Genomic DNA, 18453 nt, shown 5'->3' with positions numbered 1-18453 from the left:
TATGGCGGGTCCGCGGGGTGGGCAAGCCCTCGCCCGAGGTCGCTCCCCCCGAGACCGATTCTCGGCCGAAATTCGCGCAAAAGGGTCAGAAGCCGAGGATCAGGGCGCCCGCCGGAGTCAGCGAAAACTGGTTGAACGAGACGTCCGTGGCGCCCAGGCGGCCCGAGACCGCGTGCCAGTCCCCGCCGATTTCCACGGCCACGTGCACATGACGGAATCCGAGCCGCAGCCCGGCCACCATCCCGACCCGGACGTGCTCGCCCGCGAGCGTCGTCGGCTTGTCCAGATCCGCGGAAGGATAGGTCCCGCGCACCCAGGAGACCCCCGCCCGCGGGCCGATCCACCCCGAATAAAGCTCCCCCGTGCTCTTCCAGCCGATGAGCAGCGGCACGTCGAGCCCCCCGCCGAGCAGCGAGCCCGCGTCCTTCCCCTCGCTCGGTCGCCCCGACAGGATCAGCTCGCCGCCGAGACCCATCGAGAGCGCGACGCTCTTGCTCAACGCGAACGCGTGCCGTCCGTCCAGACGAACCGCCCGCCCCGAGTACGTGAGCCCCGCCTCGTTCGCGCCCGCGATGCCCACGCGACCGCCCACCCACGGCGCGACGGCAGGCGCGACGGTTCGATCCTGGAGGACGCTCTCGGCCAGCGCTTCCTCCGTCCCAGGCGCGCTCGGGAGCGCAGCGAGGACGGGCCGACCGGACAAACCTGCGCCCAGCGTGACCTTGCCGGGCGAGAGGACGTGTGCGGGGTGAAGGAGGGGAGCGCCGCCGCCACAACCACCCAGGCCCAGCGCGCAGAGCGCGAGGGCGAGGGCGAACAGCCGGAGCTTTGGGCGGGCCGTGGGCGGATGCACCTCGGAAGCGGCGCTCCTCTTGGCTACTTGCGGAAACGGGACGGGTAGTCGTTCGCGGCGACCTTCTTCTTGAGCTCGCCGTCGTCCGGGTGCAGGCGAGAGGCCCGCGTGATGAGCGCGTCCTCGGTCTCCGCGCGCTTCGGGTCGGGCAAGCAGCACTCCACCGGACAAACCGCCTGGCAAGCCTCGTGGTCGTAGAAGCCCACGCACTCGGTGCAAAGCTCGGGGTCGATCACGTAGATCTCGTCGCCCTCGCTGATCGCCTCGTTGGGGCACTCCGGTTCGCAAGCGCCGCAGTTGATGCAATCTTCGGTGATATAGGTAGCCATGGGGTTGCTTCGTCCTCCGGGGGTGCGGTCCGGAATTTCCCGGTATCTAAAGGGCGGCGCCCCGGCTGTCAATTCGAGCGTTCCGCACGTTCGAGAAGGGCCGGGCTCTGCGCCGCGCGCCCTCCAGACCATGGGCGGGCAGGGAGCGGCGTCCCCATCGTGCAGTGCCCCGGGCCATCCGTCCAGAGCCACGCCGCGCTCCCGATCGGGCGCGCCACGGTCGACCTCGATCGGCCGGTGGATCCCGGCGTCGTCGCGTCGGCCGCGGCGCCCGGTTGCACGCCGGCCCGAGGCCCGTTAGTACGCTTGCCCTGCGATGCCCCGACCCCGCGTGATCTCGCTCGTCCTCGCCGCCCTCGTCGCTGCGCTCGCCGGCTGCACGCCGAAGATCGGGGACGACTGCACCAACTCGCTCGATTGCTCGCAGACGGGGGACCGCCTCTGCGACAGCACCCAGCCCGGCGGCTACTGCACGCTCTTCGGCTGCGAGCCCGACAAGTGCCCGGAAGGTGACGGCGTCTGCGTCGCGTTCTCGGCGGAGCTCGATCCCGCCTGTGGCACCGCGGACGACGCGATCTGGGGCCGCTTCGGGCGGACGTTCTGCATGGCCGGCTGCGACGACAACAGCGACTGCCGCGACGGCTACGAGTGCGCCCGGCCGTCCGAGCGCGCCGCGCGGGTCATCGACTTCGAGCCGATCGCCGAGCGCATCTGCGTGGTGAAGATCCCGCCGCCGCCGGTGTCGGTCGAGATTCCGCAGATCTGCCTGCCCTCCGAGGCGCCCGCACCGCCGCCGGCCTGGGTCCCCACGGGGGCCGGAGGTGCAGGTGGAGCTGGTGGAGCCGGCGGCGCGGGAGGTGCCGGTGGAGCTGGTGGAGCCGGAGGCGCAGGCGGAGCTGGTGGAGCTGGAGGCGCAGGCGGAGCTGGTGGAGCCGGAGGCGCAGGCGGAGCTGGTGGCGCGGGCGGCGGTCCCTGAGGTCTTTCCGGACGATCCGCGGGACGTGATCCGGCACCCGCCGTGCTAGCCTCGCCGCGCATGTTTCGGGCGCCCGCGCTTCCCCGCACCCTCGACGCCGCCCTCCGCGACGTGGGCTCGTCCAAAGCCGCCGTGCGCGAGGAGGCCGTGCGTGACCTCGTCCGCCACGCCGAGGACGCACGCAGCCAGGTCGTGCGCGCCCTCGAACGCGCGCTCTCGGACGAAGCCGCCCCCGTCCGCTCGGCCGCCGCGCTCGGGCTCGCCGACGTGGGCGCAAACGAAGCGCTGCCCGCCCTGCTCGTCGCCATCGAAGACGACGACGTCCACGTGCGGCAGATGGCCCTCACCGCGCTCGGCGAGATCGGCGACTGCCGCGCCGCCCAGAGGCTCGCCCGCGCGCTCGAAGACGCCCGCGCAGAGGTGCGGTTCCAGGCCGTCATCGCGTACGCCCGCGTCTGCACGGATCGCGCGTCCATCGTGGAGGCGCTCGCCGCACGCACGCGCGACGCAGACCCGCTCGTTTGCCACATCGCGCTCCGCATGGCCGAGGAGATCGGCGGCGAGGAGGGCGCGCACGTGGTCGATCCGATCCTCGCAGCAAGAGCGCGCGCGCTCGTCGAGCACGACGCCCCGACGGTGCGTGTCGCCGCGGCCGTGGTCCTCGGTCGCGCCGGGGATCCGGCGGGGGCGAAGGTGCTCGCGTCGGTGGTGAACGGCGCGATCAAGACGGAGGACGCCGAGGACGAGGCGGCCGCGATCGAGCTCGCAGGAGCGCTCGGCCTGGAAGAGGCGCGCGCGGGGCTCGAGCGGCGCGCGTTCGGCGGCGCGTTCGGCCTGGGCCGCGACCGTTTTTCCTGGCACGCGCGTGTCGCGCTGGCGTGCATGGGCCACGCGCGCGCCACGCGCGAGATCGTCAGCGAGCTCGGCTCGTGGGATCGCAACAAGCGCACGCTCGCGGTTGCCGCCGTGGGGCGCGCGCGCATCCGCTCGGCCCGCACGATCCTCGCGGCCATGGAAGGGGATCCCTCGCGGGCCGACCCGCACGCCGTGAGCGAGGCGCTCCTCGCGCTCGCGGAGGACGAACCGGCATGAACGAACCGAGAGATCCGAACGCCGTCCGCTTTGATCCCGCGGCCGGCGCCGATCACGTCGAGAGCTACTTCCTCAAAGCGAACGACCCGGCGGGCGACCGCGCGCTCTGGATCAAGGCCACGATCTTCGCCTCCGCGCGCGAGCCCGGCCGCGCCCTCACCGAGGGCTGGGCGATCGCCTTCGATCGTCGCGGCGGGCAGAGCAAACACGTCGCCGTCAAGCACGTGCTCCCCTTCGCGGATGCGCTCTTCGGCAAGGAGGGCCTCGACGTGGCCTGGAGCCTCTCCGGGGCCGGCGGCGCTTCCGAGGAGCGCATGCGCATCCGGCCTGGCGAGACCCACGGCCGCATCGCGCGGCGGGAGCACGCGATCCGCTGGGACCTTCGCTTCGAGGGCGAGGCGAGCCCGTTCGTCCCGTTCCCGCACGCCTCGATGTACCGCGGCAAATTCCCCAAATCGAAGACGCTCACGCCATACCCGGACCTCGTGTTCTCCGGCGAGGTCGAGGTCGACGGCGAGCGTTGGGACCTCTCGAATTGGCGCGGCATGCAGGGGCACAACTGGGGCCGCGGGCACGCTGATCTTTATGCCTGGTGCCACGTCAACACGTGGGAGAGCGACGCGGAGCTGGGGTTTGGGGCGAAGGGCGCCGACAGGCGACCCGAAGTCCCAACCGTCGACTTGACCGTGGAAGCGCTCTCCGGCCGCGTCCGCGTGGGCCCCGTGCTCACGCCGCTCGTCACGCTCGTCTGCGCGCGCTTCCGCGGCGTGACGTACACGTGGAACGGCCCACTCGAGATCGCGCGCGCGCACGGCGACGTCGGCTTGCGTCGCTACAGCTTCTCCGCGGAGAGCCGCGCCGCGCGCATCGAGGGCTCGTTCGAGGCGGAGACGGACGACATGGTCGGCCTCTACTATCCGAACCCGGACGGCCCCATGACGTACTGCTTGAACAGCAAGCTCGCGCGCGCGCATGTGCGCTTCGAGGCGTCGGGCCGACCGCCCGTCGTCGTGAAGAGCCGCGCCGCCGCGCTCGAGATCGGCACGCGCGACGCCGACCACGGCGTGAGGATGCACGTATGAACGACACCTTCACCGAGGCCGATCTGGCCCCCGATCCGCAGGAAAAGCGGGACCGTCTCCTCGCCGTCGCCGACCGCGTCGCGGCCCTCGTCGCCGTCCTCGCGGGCGGCGTGTACATCGGCGGCATGATCGCCCTCGGCGCAGGCGCGGCGCCCATTGTCTTCAGCATGCTCCCCCGGTCGATCGCGGGCGACGTGATGGGCGCGATCTTCGCGCGCTTCGACGCGGTCGCCCTCGGCGCGGCCCTCGCGGTGCTCGCCGCCGAGGTCACGCGCATGGTCGCCGCGCGTCGCCGTGGCCGCACGATCCTCTCGCGCTTGCGCCGCTCGTGCACGCTCTTCATGGCCGTCTGCGCGGCCTACGTGGCCCTCTCGCTCTCGCCGCGCATCAACGATCTGCACAGGCAGGGCGTGCAGCGCGACGACACGCCGCAGGGCCAGGTCCTCGAAGCCGTGCACAAGCGCGCCGAGCTCTTTGGGAAGATCGGCATGGGGATGGCTTTCGGCCTCGTCGTGCTCAGCGTCTTCACCATCCAGCCGCGGAGAGCGGAGGACGAGGAAGACGATGACGAGGCGGCCGCGCCCTTGCCGCCCGGCCCTCGCGACGACTGACGCGCCCTTCCCGAAGGGCCGAGCGGCTGGCCCTCGTGCGACGCAGAAGGTATGATTCCGCCTTCCGGAAGGCGAGGTTTGCTGCCCGTCACGCGGGTGGCCTGGTCTTTCTTTTCGTTCGCGTGGAGGCGGCCGATGAAAATGAAGAGCGCATGGTGGGTCCTGACGACCCTTGGATTGAGCCTCGGGCTCGCGGTCAACAGCACGGGCTGCGGCGACGATGGCAACACCGGCCCAAGCGGCACCGGCGGCGCGGGTGGCGTTGGCGGCACGGGCGGCGTCGGCGGCACGGGCGGCACGGGCGGCACGGGCGGCTCGGTCGATTCGGGCGACTGGCTCGGCTTGCCTTGCACGACCGACTCCGAGTGTGCCCCTGGGACCTGCGTCGCGGCGGGCACGGACGACCCGGTGTTCCTGGGCGGCCCGCAGAATGGGTATTGCAGCAAGCCCTGCGCGAAGAGCGGCGACTGTCCGGGCGTCGGCAGCATTTGCTACAAGGGTCCGAACAACAGCGCGGCCGAGGGGCGCTGCGTGCTCGGCTGCGAGATCGGACCTGGCTTCAGCGGGGGCTTCAACCCGTTCGCCGAGCTTGATCCGTTCAAGTGCCAGGGCCGCGAGGACCTCCGCTGCCAGCGCCGCTCCGACGGCGACATCTGCCTGCCCACGTGCAGCAACGACCTCGCGTGCGGCGACAACCGCTACTGCCAGCTCACGCCCGGCGTGTGCATCGGCGAGGAGGTCCCCGGCAAGCAGCTCGGCGAGATCTGTGATCCGATGGGCGCCGAATGCAGCACGGGCCTCTGCGTCGGTGGCCTTCCCGGCGGCAAGGGCTTCTGCTCCGGCTACTGCGTGCTCGGCGGCGATCCGCTCCAGGGAGAGTGCGGCGGCCTCGAAGAGGGCCTTTGCCTGATCCCGCCTGCCGTGCCGAACTGCCCCCAGGGCGAGCTTTGCTCGGGCGCCGGGGATTACGGCTTCTGCTCGAACTCGTGCGCCCAGCAGGATGATTGCGCGGCGCCGGGCCTCTGGTGCCGCACCATTGGCGGCACGGGTTTCTGCTTCTTCTCGCTCGAGTGCCCGAATGGCCAGGCCGACTGCGCGCAGATCGCGGGCACGACCTGCACCGAGACGAAGGAAGGCTCGTACTGCCTCGAGTCGAAGTACCCGCTCGGCACGCTGGCGCCCGAGAGCGGCTCTGGCGGCGGCGGTGGCATGGGCGGCGCCGGTGGCATGGGTGGCGCCGGTGGCATGGGCGGCGCTGGTGGTGCCGGTGGCGCCGGTGGTGCCGGTGGCGCTGGTGGCGCCGGTGGTATGGGCGGCATGCCCTGAGCCCTCGCCGACGCTGATGCATCTCGAAGAGGCCGCGGCGGGATCGCTGCGGCTTCTTCCTTTTCGAAGCCTCGACGCGGCTCATGGTATCGTCGCGCCATGTCGCCGATCCGCTTGGCTTCCCTCGTCCTCGTCTCGCTCTCGGCTGGGCTGCTCCTCGGTTGTCCGGGCACCGAAACCCCTCCGGGCGGCTCCGCGGGCACGGGCGGCACGGGCGGCACCGGTGGCACGGGCGGCATGGGCGGTGACGGGGGCATGACGACCTCGTCGTCGGGCACCGGGGGAGCGCTCCCCATGTGCACGGACTTTGGCGACGTCACCCAGTCGGATTGCAACCTGCTCGCGCAGGATTGCGAGGGCGCGAACGAGACCTGCCGGCCGAACTCGCTTGGCACGGCCACGGTCTGCGAGGGCGGCGGCGGCGTGAAGGGGGTCGGCGCGAAGTGCACCGCGTCCTTCGGCGAGTGCGCGGCCGGCCTGTATTGCGTCTTCGGCTACTGCACGCCCGTCTGCTGCCAGAGCGAGCCGGCGTTTTTCTGCGGCAGCGCCAAGTGCAGCGTCCGCATCAACTACGGCTCGAAGCGGATCTGGACCTGCAACTTCGCCCCCTCCTGCACGCTCTTCGACGGGAAGGAGTGCGACGAGGACACCGAATGCCGCCTGACCGTGCTCGAGGACGAGCTCGCGCTTTGTGTCCCGCCGTCGGGGAAGTTCGCCGCCGAGGGGGAGCCGTGCGACGCCATCAACGACTGCGGCGAGGCCCAGCGTTGCGACTCGGTCTGCCGGTATAGCTGCCTGAACATGGGCTGGCAGGACCTCGAGCTGGGCAAGGGCGGCTGTCCCGCGGGCCAGACCTGCACCCCCGACACGCCGCTCTACGGCGTCTGCCGCCCCTGAAGCCCCTCTACACCCGGGCGGATTCGCGCTAGGTTCGCCCGCATGCACGACCACGACGTTGAGGCGCGCGGGCCCGTGATGGAGGCGCCCGCGACGCCGGCTCCCCACGCCGCCGAGGCCCCGGATCTCGGGCTCCTCCGCGTGTTCCGCGACGACGGCAGCGCTGATCCCGCGACCGACCCCGGCCTGCCGCCGCACGTGCTTCTCCGCGCCTACCGCGAGATGAAGCGCGTCCGCCTCATCGACACGCGCATGATGCTCCTGCAGCGCCAGGGCCGTATCCACTTCGCCGGCGAGTGTCGCGGCCAGGAGGCGACGCCGATCGCCACGGGCCTCGTGCTCGAGCGCGAAGACTGGGTGTTCCCGGCCCTGCGCGAGAGCGCGATCATGCTCGTGCGAGGTTTCCCGCTCAAGAGCTACATCGCGCAGTACTTCGGCAACGCGGGCGACGTGCTCAAGGGCCGGCAGATGCCCTCGCACATGAGCGGCCGCGCCGTGAACCAGGTCGCGTGGTCGAGCTGCATGGCCACGCAGCTCCCGCACGCCGTCGGCGCCGCCTGGGCCGCGAAGATGCGCAAGGACCGCAGCGTCGTCCTCGGCTTCGTCGGCGACGGCGGCACGAGCGAGCCCGACTTCCACAACGCCCTGAACTTCGCGGGCGTCTTCAAGGTCCCGTGTGTCCTGGTTTGTCAAAACAACCACTGGGCGATCAGCGTCCCTGCGGGGAAGCAGACGGCGTCGCCCACGTTCGCGGTGAAGGGCCGCGCGTACGGCGTCCCCTCGGTGCGCGTCGATGGCAACGACGTGCTCGCGGTCTACCGTGTCGTCTCCGACGCGGTCGCCCGCGCGCGGAGCGGCGGCGGGCCCACGTTCATCGAGTCCGTGACCTACCGCATGGGCGCGCACTCTTCGAGCGACGATCCCACGCGGTATCGCTCGCAGGAGGAGGTCGACACGTGGGCGCAGCGCGACCCGATCGTGCGTTTGCGCCGTCACCTCGTCCACCGGGGCTTGCTCGACGAGGCGGAGGAGGCGGCGCTCGAGGACGGGCTCATGGCCGAGATCAGCGCGGCGATCCAGGAGGTCGAGGCGCTCGGCCCGCCTGCGCGCGAGACGCTCTTCGACGACGTGTATGCGGAGCTGCCGTGGCACCTCGCCGAGCAACGGGCCGAGGTCCTGGCGAACCGCCCCCACCCGGGCTCGCAGGGCGGCGCCGGGCATTAGTTACGATGGGGGGGCCGAGAACCCCCCCAAACCCCCCTGGGGCGTTGACCGAACTCCCCAGGGCGTTGACCGAACTCCCCAGGGCGTTGACCGAACCCCCCAGGGCGTTGACCGAACTCCCCGGGGCGTTGACCGAACTCCCCAGGGCGTTGACCGAACTCCCCAGGGCGTTGACCGAACTCCCCGGGGCGTTGACCGAACTCCCCAGGGCGTTGACCGAACTCCCCGGGGCGTTGACCGAACCCCCCAGGGCGTTGACCGAACTCCCCAGGGCGTTGACCGAACTCCCCGGGGCGTTGACCGAACCCCCCAGGGCGTTGACCGAACTCCCCAGGGCGTTGACCGAACTCCCCGGGGCGTTGACCGAACTCCCCGGGGCGTTGACCGGACCCCCCTGGGCGCCGCCCAAACCCCCCTGGGCTCTGGTCGACCGCTTTTTCCGACCCCACCTTTCCCTCGACATGGTAATCCGCGCCCAAAAGGGGCTGTCGGCCCGCGTTCCACCTTGGAGAATCGGATGAAGACCTACGACGCGATCGTCATCGGCAGCGGACCCGGCGGCTACGTCTGCGCGATTCGGCTCGGCCAGCTCAAGCAGAAGACGCTGTGCATCGAGAAGGAAGAGGTGGGCGGCGTGTGCCTCAACTGGGGCTGCATCCCGTCGAAGGCGCTCATCAACGCGGCGCACACCTACGAGAAGGCGCACTCGTCGATGGCGACGATGGGCATCAAGCTCGGCTCGGTCGAGCACGACCCGAACGCGATGCAGGACTGGAAGGAAGGCATCGTCAAGCGCCTCACGGGCGGCGTGCGAGGCCTGCTCAAGTCGAACGGCGCCGACCTCATGGCGGGCACGGCGACGATCGTCTCGCCGAACCGCATCGAGGTGAAGAAGGCGGACGGCTCGGTCGAGACGATCGAGGCGACGAAGGGCATCGTCCTGGCGACGGGCTCGACGACCATCGAGATCCCGAGCTTCAAGTTCGACGGCAAGCAGATCATCGGCGCGAAGGAGGCCGTGAGCCTGCGCGAGGTCCCGAAGCGGCTGCTCGTCATCGGCGGCGGCGTGATCGGGCTCGAGCTCGGCATGGTCTACCAGGCGTTCGGCGCCGAGCTCGTGGTCGTCGAGGCGATGCCGACGCTGCTCACGGGCGTCGATCAGGACTGCGTGAAGGTGGTCGAGCGCCGCATCCAGAAGCGCGGCGGCAAGATCTACAAGAACGCCAAGGCCATGGGCTACGAGAAGCAGGCCGACGGCTCGGTCGCCGTGAAGCTCGACGTCGAGGGCAAGCCTGAGACGGTCGTCACGGACATGGTCCTCGTCGCGGTCGGCATGCGGCCGAACTCGCGCGGGCTCGGCCTCGAGAACGTGGGCGTGAACATCGACAAGCGCGGGTTCGTGCCTTCGGACGAGTTCGGCCGGACGAACATCCCGACGATCTACTCGATCGGCGACGTCTCGGGCCCGCCCATGCTCGCGCACAAGGCGTCGAAGGAGGGCGAGGTCATCGCGGAGGTCATCGCGGGCCACAAGGCGGCGAAGGACTGGGCGTGCATCCCGGGCGCGATCTTCACGGACCCGGAGATCGCGACCGCGGGCCTGACGGCCGAGGAAGCGCAGGCGAAGGGCATCGAGGTCTCGGTCGGCAAGTTCCCGTTCGCGGCGCTGGGCAAGGCGATGGCGATGATGGAGACCGACGGCTTCGTGAAGGTCGTGACCGACAAGAAGACGAAGCAGGTGCTCGGCGTGCACATCGTCGGCCCCGAGGCGAGCACGATGATCAGCGAAGGCGCGCTCGCGCTCGAGATGGCCGCGTTCGCCGAGGACATCGCGCTCACGATCCACCCGCACCCGACGCTCGGCGAGGCGTTCATGGAAGCCGCCGCGCACGCGATGGGCGCTGCGATCCACATCGTGAATCGCTAGATCAGCCTCCCTCCGCTCCCCTCCGCTCGAAGCACTCCTCCGGCACCTGCCGCTTCTTCCGCGTGACGCGCGTCGCCTCCACGAAGGCCGCCGTCACCGGATCGTGGTACCCGCTCGCCCCGCGCAGATCCGGCACGATCGCCTGGTAATGCCGCACGATCCTCCCCATCAGGATCTCGCGCATCCACTTGCCCACCATCGACGAAAGCGCGACCAGGAGGTCCGTCGCGTCCCCATCCCGCACGAACGCGATCTCGCCGAGCCCGGGGAACATGTACGCGCTCCGCGCCCGCGACTCCTCCAGCACCACGTGCATCCGCCCCCCGAGCGGACCAAACGCGCCGCCGTACTTCCCGAACCCGCCCACCTTCCCGCAGACCGCCTGCACGTCCTGCCCCGCGTCGTTCCGCATCGACAGGATCAGCCGCTCCATCGCGTGCAGATCCATCACGAACCGATTCTTCCCCGCCGCGAGCCCCTCGTTCAGCCGCTTCGCGCAGAGCACCTCGCTCCGCACCGCCACGATCGTCACCCCCTTTTTCTCCAGCCGATCGAGATCCCCGTGGATCGTCCGCACGAGCTCTGCGGGCGCCGTGAACGCCTCGCCCTCCGCGCCCCAGCACTGCGCCTCCACGTGCGGCGGACACGCCGCGCGAAGCTCTGCGCGATCCTCGCTCGCGATCGCGTGCGCGAGCTCGTCCGGCGTCCGCGCTGCCGCCGCGCGCCCCCCGCCTCGCTCCACCAGCGCGCGTGCCCAGGCCTCTGCGAGCCCCACGTCCCCGTAGGCCACCATCGCTTTCGAGTCCCCGAGCCGCTCGGCCAGACCTCCGCGCGGCTTTCGCCCCACGATCGCCGCGCCCTCCTCCGTCACCCGCGCCATCACCGCCGTCACCAGCATCGGCCCGAGCCGGGGCCCGAGGCCGTTTTCGTCCGCACCGATCCGGAAGCCCGCCGTCGCCTTCTCCATCGCGCCGAGCTTTGCCACGAACGGACGCCCGCGTCATCGCGGTCACGACGTGCACGATCGCCCCTTTCCGGTTCGATTGGCGTATCCTAAGGGCACCCTGATGAGCACGGGCGGGCGAGCGAGCCGGTTCCTGGGTGCCTTCGTGGCGGTCGCCGCGGCGGGTTTGTCTGCGTGCGCGTCGCCGGCGCTCACCCGCGACGGGCAGGTCGTTTTTGCGCCTTCCGGCGGCCGCCGCGGCGCCTCGGTCATCACCGCGAACGGCGTCGAGTTCATGGACTCGACGGACCTGCCCAAGCCCGTCGTGCGCCGCAGCCCGAACGATCCCTGGACCCCGCCCACCGGCTTCCTCGTCCCCAAGGACGGCATCTGGCGCAAGACCTCGAGCCCCGTCGCGCTCCAGGGGCGTGGCCTCGCCGTCGTCGTTCGGTCGAGCGACACCCTCGTCCCGAGCTGGGGCGGCGAGGTCCTCCTCCGCATCGACGCCATCGCCCCGGTCGACGCGTTCCCCGCTGCCAAACCCTCCGTCCGTGCGCCGCGCCGCATCGCCATCGTGCTCGACGGCCGCAACCCGAACACTGCGCCGCTCGCCCGCATCGCCCTCGACGACCTCGGCGATCGGGATCGCGTTGCCATCATCGACGCCTCCGGCCCGCGTGTCGTCGTCCCTGCCTTGCCCGGCTCGCATCGCACCTTGCTCGACGGCGCGATCACGCGTGTCCTCGAACGCCCGCGCGGCGGCGCTGCGGTCGCGAACACGCGTGACCTCGCGGGCGCCCTCGCCCTCGCGCGAGGGTTCGTCGGGGTGAAACCTGCCGAGGGCACGACGTCTCCTGCCGCGGGGCAAGTCCTCGTCCTCAGCGACGGCATCGGCGTCGCGCAGGCCGGCCTCCGGCTCGCGAACGAGGTCGCCTCCTTGCGTCGCGGAGGCGCGCAGATCTCCGCGGTCGGCACGCCCGATCGTCTCGACGTCGCGCACCTCGCGCCCCTCGGCGACGACGTCTTCGCGGGCGGCGCCTTTGCCGATCGCGAGGATGCGGTCGCTCGGATCGTCCCTCCGCCGGGGGAGGTCGTGCTCGAAGACGTCGAGCTCACGGTCCAGTCCGTCCCTGCGCCGGTCCGCGTCCTCGAGGTCTCGGGCGGGCTCGCCGCGCTCTCGATCGACCACGACCGCCTCCTGCTCGGCGACCTCTACGCGGGCGAGGCGCGCACCGAAATCGCGCGCATCGCCATGCCTGTGTGGGTGCCGGGCGAGCCCTGCGAGATCACCGTCTCGGCGCGGTACCGCGACGCGGCCACGGGCACCTGGCACACGGCCTCGCGCACCATCGAGGCTCGGTACGACGACGACGTCGAGCGCATCGCCAGCGCCCGCCATGGCGACGTCATCGCGTATGCCTCGGCGCTCGCCATGGTCCGGCGCCTCGGCCGCATCTTCCAGGGCAGCCGCTTCGACACCCTCGGCGGCCTCCGCCCTGTCGTCACCCTCCAGGCCGACTCGCTCGCGTCCCTCTCCCGCACGAGCCACGACCCCGCGCTCAGCACGCAGGCCGAGGTCCTGCGCACGCTCCTCGGCGCGATCGAGGATTGACCGGTCCTACCTCGCTGGAATGGTATTCAGCGACAAACTTCGCCCGGACCATCGGAGATCGTCGTGCACCGCCGCCCGGTCGGGCACCCGTCGTTGGGCGCGCCGCGCCGGCATCGCACCACGCACTCGTGGAACATCGGCCCGCGCGGCCCCGCGACCCCATAATACGACGCGCAACTCTCGCCGGCCCCGCACGTCCTTCCCCCGCACGACGTTCCCGGCTGCGTCGACGTTTCCCCGTTCGTCGGGTTCGTCGGGTTCGCCGTGGGCGCCGGGTTCTCCGGGTTCGCCGTGGGCACCACGCCTCCCGGCGGGGTCACCGTGGGTTCTTGCGGCACGAAGACCGTCGTCGTCGGGCTCGGCGTCGTTGCGCTCGGCGCTGGCTCCGTCGTCGTGCTGCCCGTCGTTTGTGGGGAATCGGGCGGCTGCGTGCCGCCATTGCAGGCCGAGAGGAGCAGGACCGCCGCGATCGAGCCGAGCAGACGCATCACGCCCGCGAGCTTAGCAGAGCCCTCGCGCTTCTGCCCATCACGCACCGTGACAGCGCCCACCCTCCGCCGCTACCATCCGCCGCGTGCAACGTTTCCTCCGAATCCTCCCCCTCACCGCCTCGTTTCCCCTCCTCGCGTGTGGCTCCACGGACGAACCCGCTGCTCTCCCTGACGCCCCGCGCTGCGAAATCGCGCTCCCTGCGCCCCCGGACGAGCGCCTCGCGCCCGACGGCACCGTTCTTCGCGATGCCCTCGGCCGCATCGTCTTCCTCCGCGGCGTCAACGCGGGCGGCCGCAGCAAATTCGCGCCCTTCGTCCCCTTCGATTTTGCGTCCACCGAGGCCGGTTTCCAGGAATCGCTCGATCGTTACCTCGATCGCGCCGCTGCGTGGGGGGTCTCCGCGCTCCGTGTCCCGTTCGTATGGGCCGCGGTCGAGCCTACGCCGGGCACCGACGACGAAATCTTCCTCGCGCGTTACGACGCCCTCCTCGACGGCGCCTGGAAGCGCCGCATCTGGACGATCGTCGACTTCCACCAGGACATTTATTCCGACGTGTATTGCGGCGACGGTTTTCCCGGCTGGACCCTCCCGTTTCCCACGCCCGAGCCCCACCACGATTGCCCCGATTGGTTCGTCCGGTACTCCCAGGATGAAGACGTGAAGGCCGCGTTCGACAAATTCTGGACCGACGAGCACGGCGCCCGCACCGCGTTCCGCGCCTTATGGGAGCGCATCGCGGCCCGCCACGCGACGCGCCCCGGCGTCCTCGGCTACGAGCCCATCAACGAGCCGCACCAGGGCACGGCCGACCTGAAGACGTGGGAGCAAACCGTCCTCACGCCTTTCTACACCGAAATGGCCGCCCTCCTTCGCGCGAAGGACCCGACGGCGCTCGTCTTCTTCGACGCCACCGGCACCGACGCGATCGGCGCATCCACGTACCTCGACAAACCCGAGGGCGAGGGCCTCGTCTTTGCGCCGCACTGGTACGACTCCATCGCCCTCTTCGGCGGCACCCCGGCTCCTTCGAATGCGGCCACGTACCTCTCGAAATGGGCCGACAAGGGCCGCGAGTGGAACATGCCCGTCCTCATCGGCGAATCGGGCGTCCCGCGGCACCTCGAGACTGCCGGCGAGTACGTCACGGCCGTCTACGACGCCATGGACGACAATGCCCTCCATTTCACCTACTGGGAGTACAGCGATTCGAAGGAGACCTGGAACGCCGAGGACCTCTCCCTCATCGATGACGAGGGCCAGGAAGCCACCGCGATCACCTCCGTCGTCGCGCGCCCCTATCCCCGCGCGGTCGCCGGTGAGGCGCCCTCGTTTCGTTACGATGCGGCAGCCCGCAGGTTTGCCCTCGCGTACGATGCGCCCACCGAGAACGGTGTCACGGAAATTATCGTTCCGGAGCGAAATTATCCTGCGGGCTACCGCGTCGAGCTCTCGAACGGCTGCGTCGACGCCACGCACCCGGGCGTCTTGCTCGTGCGCCCTTCCGCCGGCGCCACGCGCGTCGAGCTCTCGGTCCACCCTCGCTGACGGAGGTGGTTCGAACCCTCCGTCCTGGTGGAAATCCCAGGCGAGTCCTTGTAGGGTGCGCGCCGATAGCCGAAGGGAGACCTCACGTGGATATTTTCACTCGACTCGATCCGACGAAGACCTACACCACGCCGCAACTTCAGCTCATCTTGGGTGCGTGGGTCCTGAGCGGATTCGTCGATCCGGGCACCAAGGTCTCGACCACGAACGGGCACGTCGCAGAGGACGACTACACCAAGCAGTCGATCTACTCTCTCCTCTACTCGCTCTACCGCTCCGTTGGCATCGTCGAGGGCGACACAGGCGAGTCGTACGAATTCACGTTCAACACCTGGGGCTACGCGTGGCCCGAGGCCTGGGGGAAGTGTCCGATCCTGTCCTCCGATCCGCAGCGGTTCGGTCGGATTGCGTACACGGGACTCTATCAGTTCAACGAGATCCAGGAGTACGTCAAGGCGCGCAATGGCCGCGTTCACGTCATCGAGATGGGCTGCGGCACTGGTGCCGGCGCGCACCACGTCTGCCACAACGTGCTGCCGGACTGCACCTACGAGGCCGTCGACATGCAAAAGGCCGCCATCGAGACGTGCAGGCGCAAATTCGTCCCCGGCCTTCGCGGCCGCCTCGTCGCCACCCACTCGGACGCGACGAAGCTCTCGATCCCGGACGGGACCGCGGACTTCGTCGCCGTCAACGAGACCCACGTCACCGAAATGGTGGGCATCGTGACGCCGGAGGACGAGCGTTTCTTCCGCACCGCCTACCGTCTCCTCAAGCCCGGTGGTTTCCTCACGTGGGGCAACGCCATTCCTGACGTCACGTGGCAGCCTTGTTTCGATTTCCTGAAGTCGATCGGCATGAAGCAGGTCGAGGTCCGCGACGTCACGAAGGAAGCCATCCTCGCGCGTGACCTCGACGCGGGCCGCGCCGACGCGTACGTGCGCCACGTCCTCGACAAGTTCCCCGCCTTCCGCGTCCCCGTCGTCGGCGCCAAGAAGCGGCTCGAGGCGAAGCTCGCGATGGAGAACTTCTATCGCAACCCCGGGACGAACCTGTACCAGAACATGGTCGACCGCACCGACACGTACAAGGTCGTCCTCTTCCAGAAGCCCGCCTGATCCCCCGAAAAACGAAGCGCCGCGGAAGGACGAACCCTCCGCGGCGCTCCCGTGCTTCGCGTCTCTCGATCTACTTCTTCGGCAACGCCTCGCTGATCCCGTACACCTGCTCCACGCCCGCCGGCACCTGCAGGCTCGACCCCTTGAAATCGTCGCCCACCGGCTCGACCGGCCCGCCCAGGCATTGCGCCAGGAACGTCTCGGCCACTGCATTGAAGCTCATCCGGTTCTCCGGCCGCGCGAACCCGTGTCCCTCATCGGGATACAGCACGTACGTCACCGGGATGTTCTTCGCCTGCATCGCCTTCACGATCTGATCACTCTCCGCCTGCTTCACGCGCGGATCGTTCGCGCCCTGCCCGATCAAGAGCGGCTTCTTGATCTTGCCCACGTGCGAGAGCGGGCTCCGCTCCTCCAAGAGCTTCGTCCCCTCGGGCGTCCCGGGATCCCCCATTCGCTTGTGGAACGTCGCCACCATCGGCGCCCAGTACGGCGGAATCGTCGCCAGGAGCGTCTTCAGATTCGACGGCCCCACGATGTCGACCCCGCAGGCGAACTGGTCCGGCGTGAACGTCAGCCCCACGAGCGTCGCGTACCCGCCGTAACTCCCGCCCATGATCGCTACCTTCGCGCCGTCCGCGACCTTCCCGTCCACGGCCCATTTCACCGCGTCGATCAGGTCGTCGTGCATCTTGCCCGCCCACTCGTTGTTCCCGGCGTTCAGGAACTTCTTCCCGAACCCGGTCGAGCCGCGGTAGTTCACCGACAGCACCGCATACCCGCGGTTCGCCAGCCACTGGTGCATCCCGTTCAGCCCCCAGGTATCGCGCGCCCACGGCCCGCCGTGCACCAGGAGCACCATCGGCAGCGGCTTGTCCGGACGACCATCGACCTCCGGATCCGACGCCTTCGGCAGCGTCAAATAGCTCACCAGGTCGAGCCCGTCGCGCGACTTGATCACCACCGGATGCATTTTCGAGAGCGGCTTGCCTTCGAGCGCCTTCAGGTTCGTGAACAGGAATTCCGTCTTCTTCTTGTCACGATCGTACCGGTAATACTTCACCGGCCCGTCCGAGGGCACGAGCGCCACGAGCCAGCGCTTGTCGTCGAGCGTCCGGCTGAGCACGCGCAGCTCCCCGTCGCCGAGCTTGCCGAGCAGCTCCAGATCCGGCTGGATCGACTTGTCGATCGTCTGCCACGTCGGCTTGTCGAACACCGCCGCCGCCGCTTGCAGCTTGCCGGTCTTCGGGTGACCGATGAAGCGCTGCACGTCGGCCTTCGCGTCCTCGACGAGCAGCTTGGCCTTCTTCGTCGCGAAATCGAGCTCGAAGAGCGCCGCCGTGTTCCGGCCGCGGCTGTCGAGCAGGTAGAGCGTCTTGCCCGACCCGTCGAAGCCCACGGGGTTCGTCGTCTCGGCGTCCTCGAACGGCACCGTCAGGTACGGCTCGGGCTCCTTGCCCTTCTCCTTCGGCTTCGCGTTCGGGTCGATGAACACGTCGCCGCCGTCGGGCCCTTTGCGCATCGCGAGCCGGACCTTGAAATCGTCGTCCGTCTCGAAGCCCGCGTAGTTCCCCTCGTTCTTGAAGACAAGCTTCTTCTCGCCGGTCTTGATGTCGATCCGGTAGAGGTCGTGCACCTTCTTGTCGCGGTCGTTGATCCCGACCAGCACCTCGCCGGGGATCTTCTGCGACACGCCCGAGATCCGCGCCGCGATCCCGTCGATCGGCGTGAGATCCTTCGTCTCGCCTTTCTTCAGATCGACCGCGTAGAGATGCCAGTTCTCGTCGCCGCCCTTGTCCTGCACGTAGAGCACGTGGTCGTTCGTGTAGGCCCAGAAATATTGCCGGATCCCGCGCACCTTGTCGCTCGTCACGGGCTTGGCTTTCGACGGATCGTCCGCGGGGCCGACCCACACGTTCATCACCCCGTCGACGGGCGCGAGGAACGAGAGCTGCTTGCCGTCGTGGCTGAGCTGCGGGCTCGCGCGGTCGGGGTTGCCGAAGAGCACGTCGCGCGGGATGAGCGACGTATCGACCCGCGGCGCGGCCGGGCCCTTCAAGGCGGCCGTGGCGGCCGGCGGCGGCGTCGCGTCGGCCGTGCGCGCGGGCGGCGGCGGCGGCGGCGTCACGGGCGGCGGAACCTCCGCCGTCTCGGCGCAAGCAGCGACGCCGACGAGCAGCGACAGGACGAACGACAGGCCGATCTTCTTCGCGAGTGCCATCGGGCAAACCTCCCTCATGCGTACCCGGAGGTGGACGCTCCCCACCGGTGCGTGTGAACCGACGCCTTCATACTCCAAGAGCCGGTCGGGCGTCCCGAGCCTCTCGCTGAAAAAAATGTGCCCCCAACATGTGGCTTGTTTCACTGTCCGTCGATTTTTCAGGCCTCTTCGTACTTCGGCCCTTGCCGGTGGTGGCTGCTGACT

16 protein-coding genes are annotated in these 18453 nt (G+C 69.8%); 11 read left to right on the top strand and 5 right to left on the bottom strand.

Going from position 1 to position 18453, the window contains the following annotated elements; genetic code table 11:
* Nucleotides 1-85: 85 nt before the first annotated feature.
* Complete coding sequence (locus E8A74_RS22030) at nt 86-853, bottom strand: hypothetical protein (protein WP_136931018.1); 768 nt, start codon at nt 851-853, stop codon at nt 86-88.
* Between the two features lie 23 nt (nt 854-876).
* Nucleotides 877-1182 (bottom strand): YfhL family 4Fe-4S dicluster ferredoxin, encoded by a 306-nt coding sequence (locus E8A74_RS22025; protein ID WP_136931017.1) that lies wholly within the window; start codon nt 1180-1182, stop codon nt 877-879.
* A gap of 316 nt (nt 1183-1498) precedes the next feature.
* On the opposite strand from E8A74_RS22025, the gene E8A74_RS22020 reads away from it, so the two are divergent.
* From E8A74_RS22020 to lpdA, 8 genes are all read left to right on the top strand, one after another.
* The gene (locus tag E8A74_RS22020; protein WP_136931016.1) at nt 1499-2158 is read left to right on the top strand and encodes a hypothetical protein; all 660 of its coding nucleotides are present in this window, start codon (nt 1499-1501) and stop codon (nt 2156-2158) included.
* A gap of 60 nt (nt 2159-2218) precedes the next feature.
* Entirely contained in the window at nt 2219-3250 is a 1032-nt protein-coding gene (locus E8A74_RS22015; RefSeq protein WP_136931015.1) for a HEAT repeat domain-containing protein, read from the top strand.
* Nucleotides 3247-4332, top strand: a complete 1086-nt coding sequence (locus E8A74_RS22010; RefSeq protein WP_136931014.1) for a hypothetical protein — start codon at nt 3247-3249, stop codon at nt 4330-4332. Before E8A74_RS22015 ends, E8A74_RS22010 begins: the two co-directional genes overlap by 4 nt.
* Nucleotides 4329-4943 (top strand): DUF4149 domain-containing protein, encoded by a 615-nt coding sequence (locus tag E8A74_RS22005; protein WP_136931013.1) that lies wholly within the window; start codon nt 4329-4331, stop codon nt 4941-4943. The genes E8A74_RS22010 and E8A74_RS22005 overlap by 4 nt, the downstream gene beginning before the upstream one ends.
* A 135-nt stretch (nt 4944-5078) precedes the next feature.
* Nucleotides 5079-6269, top strand: a complete 1191-nt coding sequence (locus E8A74_RS22000; RefSeq protein ID WP_136931012.1) for a hypothetical protein — start codon at nt 5079-5081, stop codon at nt 6267-6269.
* A 99-nt stretch (nt 6270-6368) separates the two neighbouring features.
* Nucleotides 6369-7166, top strand: coding sequence for a hypothetical protein (locus E8A74_RS21995; protein ID WP_136931011.1), 798 nt, complete (start codon nt 6369-6371; stop codon nt 7164-7166).
* A gap of 42 nt (nt 7167-7208) precedes the next feature.
* The gene (locus tag E8A74_RS21990; protein WP_232379694.1) at nt 7209-8390 is read left to right on the top strand and encodes a thiamine pyrophosphate-dependent dehydrogenase E1 component subunit alpha; all 1182 of its coding nucleotides are present in this window, start codon (nt 7209-7211) and stop codon (nt 8388-8390) included.
* A gap of 517 nt (nt 8391-8907) precedes the next feature.
* Nucleotides 8908-10317 carry a dihydrolipoyl dehydrogenase gene (gene lpdA / locus E8A74_RS21985; RefSeq protein ID WP_136931010.1) on the top strand — a complete coding sequence of 470 codons (1410 nt, stop codon included), beginning with the start codon at nt 8908-8910 and terminating at the stop codon, nt 10315-10317.
* Nucleotide 10318: 1 nt separating this feature from the next.
* Here the strand turns inward: lpdA and E8A74_RS21980 are convergent, their stop codons facing one another.
* Entirely contained in the window at nt 10319-11302 is a 984-nt protein-coding gene (locus E8A74_RS21980; protein WP_232379693.1) for a hypothetical protein, read from the bottom strand.
* Nucleotides 11303-11384: 82 nt separating this feature from the next.
* Here E8A74_RS21980 and E8A74_RS21975 point away from each other — a divergent pair, with 82 nt between their 5' ends.
* The gene (locus E8A74_RS21975) at nt 11385-12872 is read left to right on the top strand and encodes a vWA domain-containing protein (protein ID WP_136931009.1); all 1488 of its coding nucleotides are present in this window, start codon (nt 11385-11387) and stop codon (nt 12870-12872) included.
* A 26-nt stretch (nt 12873-12898) separates the two neighbouring features.
* On the opposite strand, the gene E8A74_RS21970 is transcribed toward E8A74_RS21975, so the two are convergent.
* Nucleotides 12899-13423 carry a superantigen-like protein SSL4 gene (locus E8A74_RS21970; RefSeq protein WP_136931008.1) on the bottom strand — a complete coding sequence of 175 codons (525 nt, stop codon included), beginning with the start codon at nt 13421-13423 and terminating at the stop codon, nt 12899-12901.
* Between the two features lie 23 nt (nt 13424-13446).
* Here E8A74_RS21970 and E8A74_RS21965 point away from each other — a divergent pair, with 23 nt between their 5' ends.
* Together E8A74_RS21965 and E8A74_RS21960 are read left to right on the top strand one after the other, a co-directional pair.
* Nucleotides 13447-14910, top strand: coding sequence for a cellulase family glycosylhydrolase (locus tag E8A74_RS21965; RefSeq protein WP_170229283.1), 1464 nt, complete (start codon nt 13447-13449; stop codon nt 14908-14910).
* An 86-nt stretch (nt 14911-14996) separates the two neighbouring features.
* Entirely contained in the window at nt 14997-16028 is a 1032-nt protein-coding gene (locus tag E8A74_RS21960) for a class I SAM-dependent methyltransferase (protein WP_136931006.1), read from the top strand.
* Nucleotides 16029-16098: 70 nt separating this feature from the next.
* On the opposite strand, the gene E8A74_RS21955 is transcribed toward E8A74_RS21960, so the two are convergent.
* Nucleotides 16099-18249: a S9 family peptidase gene (locus E8A74_RS21955; protein ID WP_136931005.1), complete on the bottom strand. Its 2151-nt coding sequence runs from the start codon at nt 18247-18249 to the stop codon at nt 16099-16101.
* Between the last annotated feature and the right edge of the window lie 204 nt (nt 18250-18453).

Origin of the sequence: Polyangium fumosum, assembly GCF_005144585.1 — a bacterium.
Lineage (GTDB): Bacteria > Myxococcota_A > Polyangia > Polyangiales > Polyangiaceae > Polyangium > Polyangium fumosum.
This window is presented reverse-complemented; position numbering and strand designations above follow the sequence as displayed.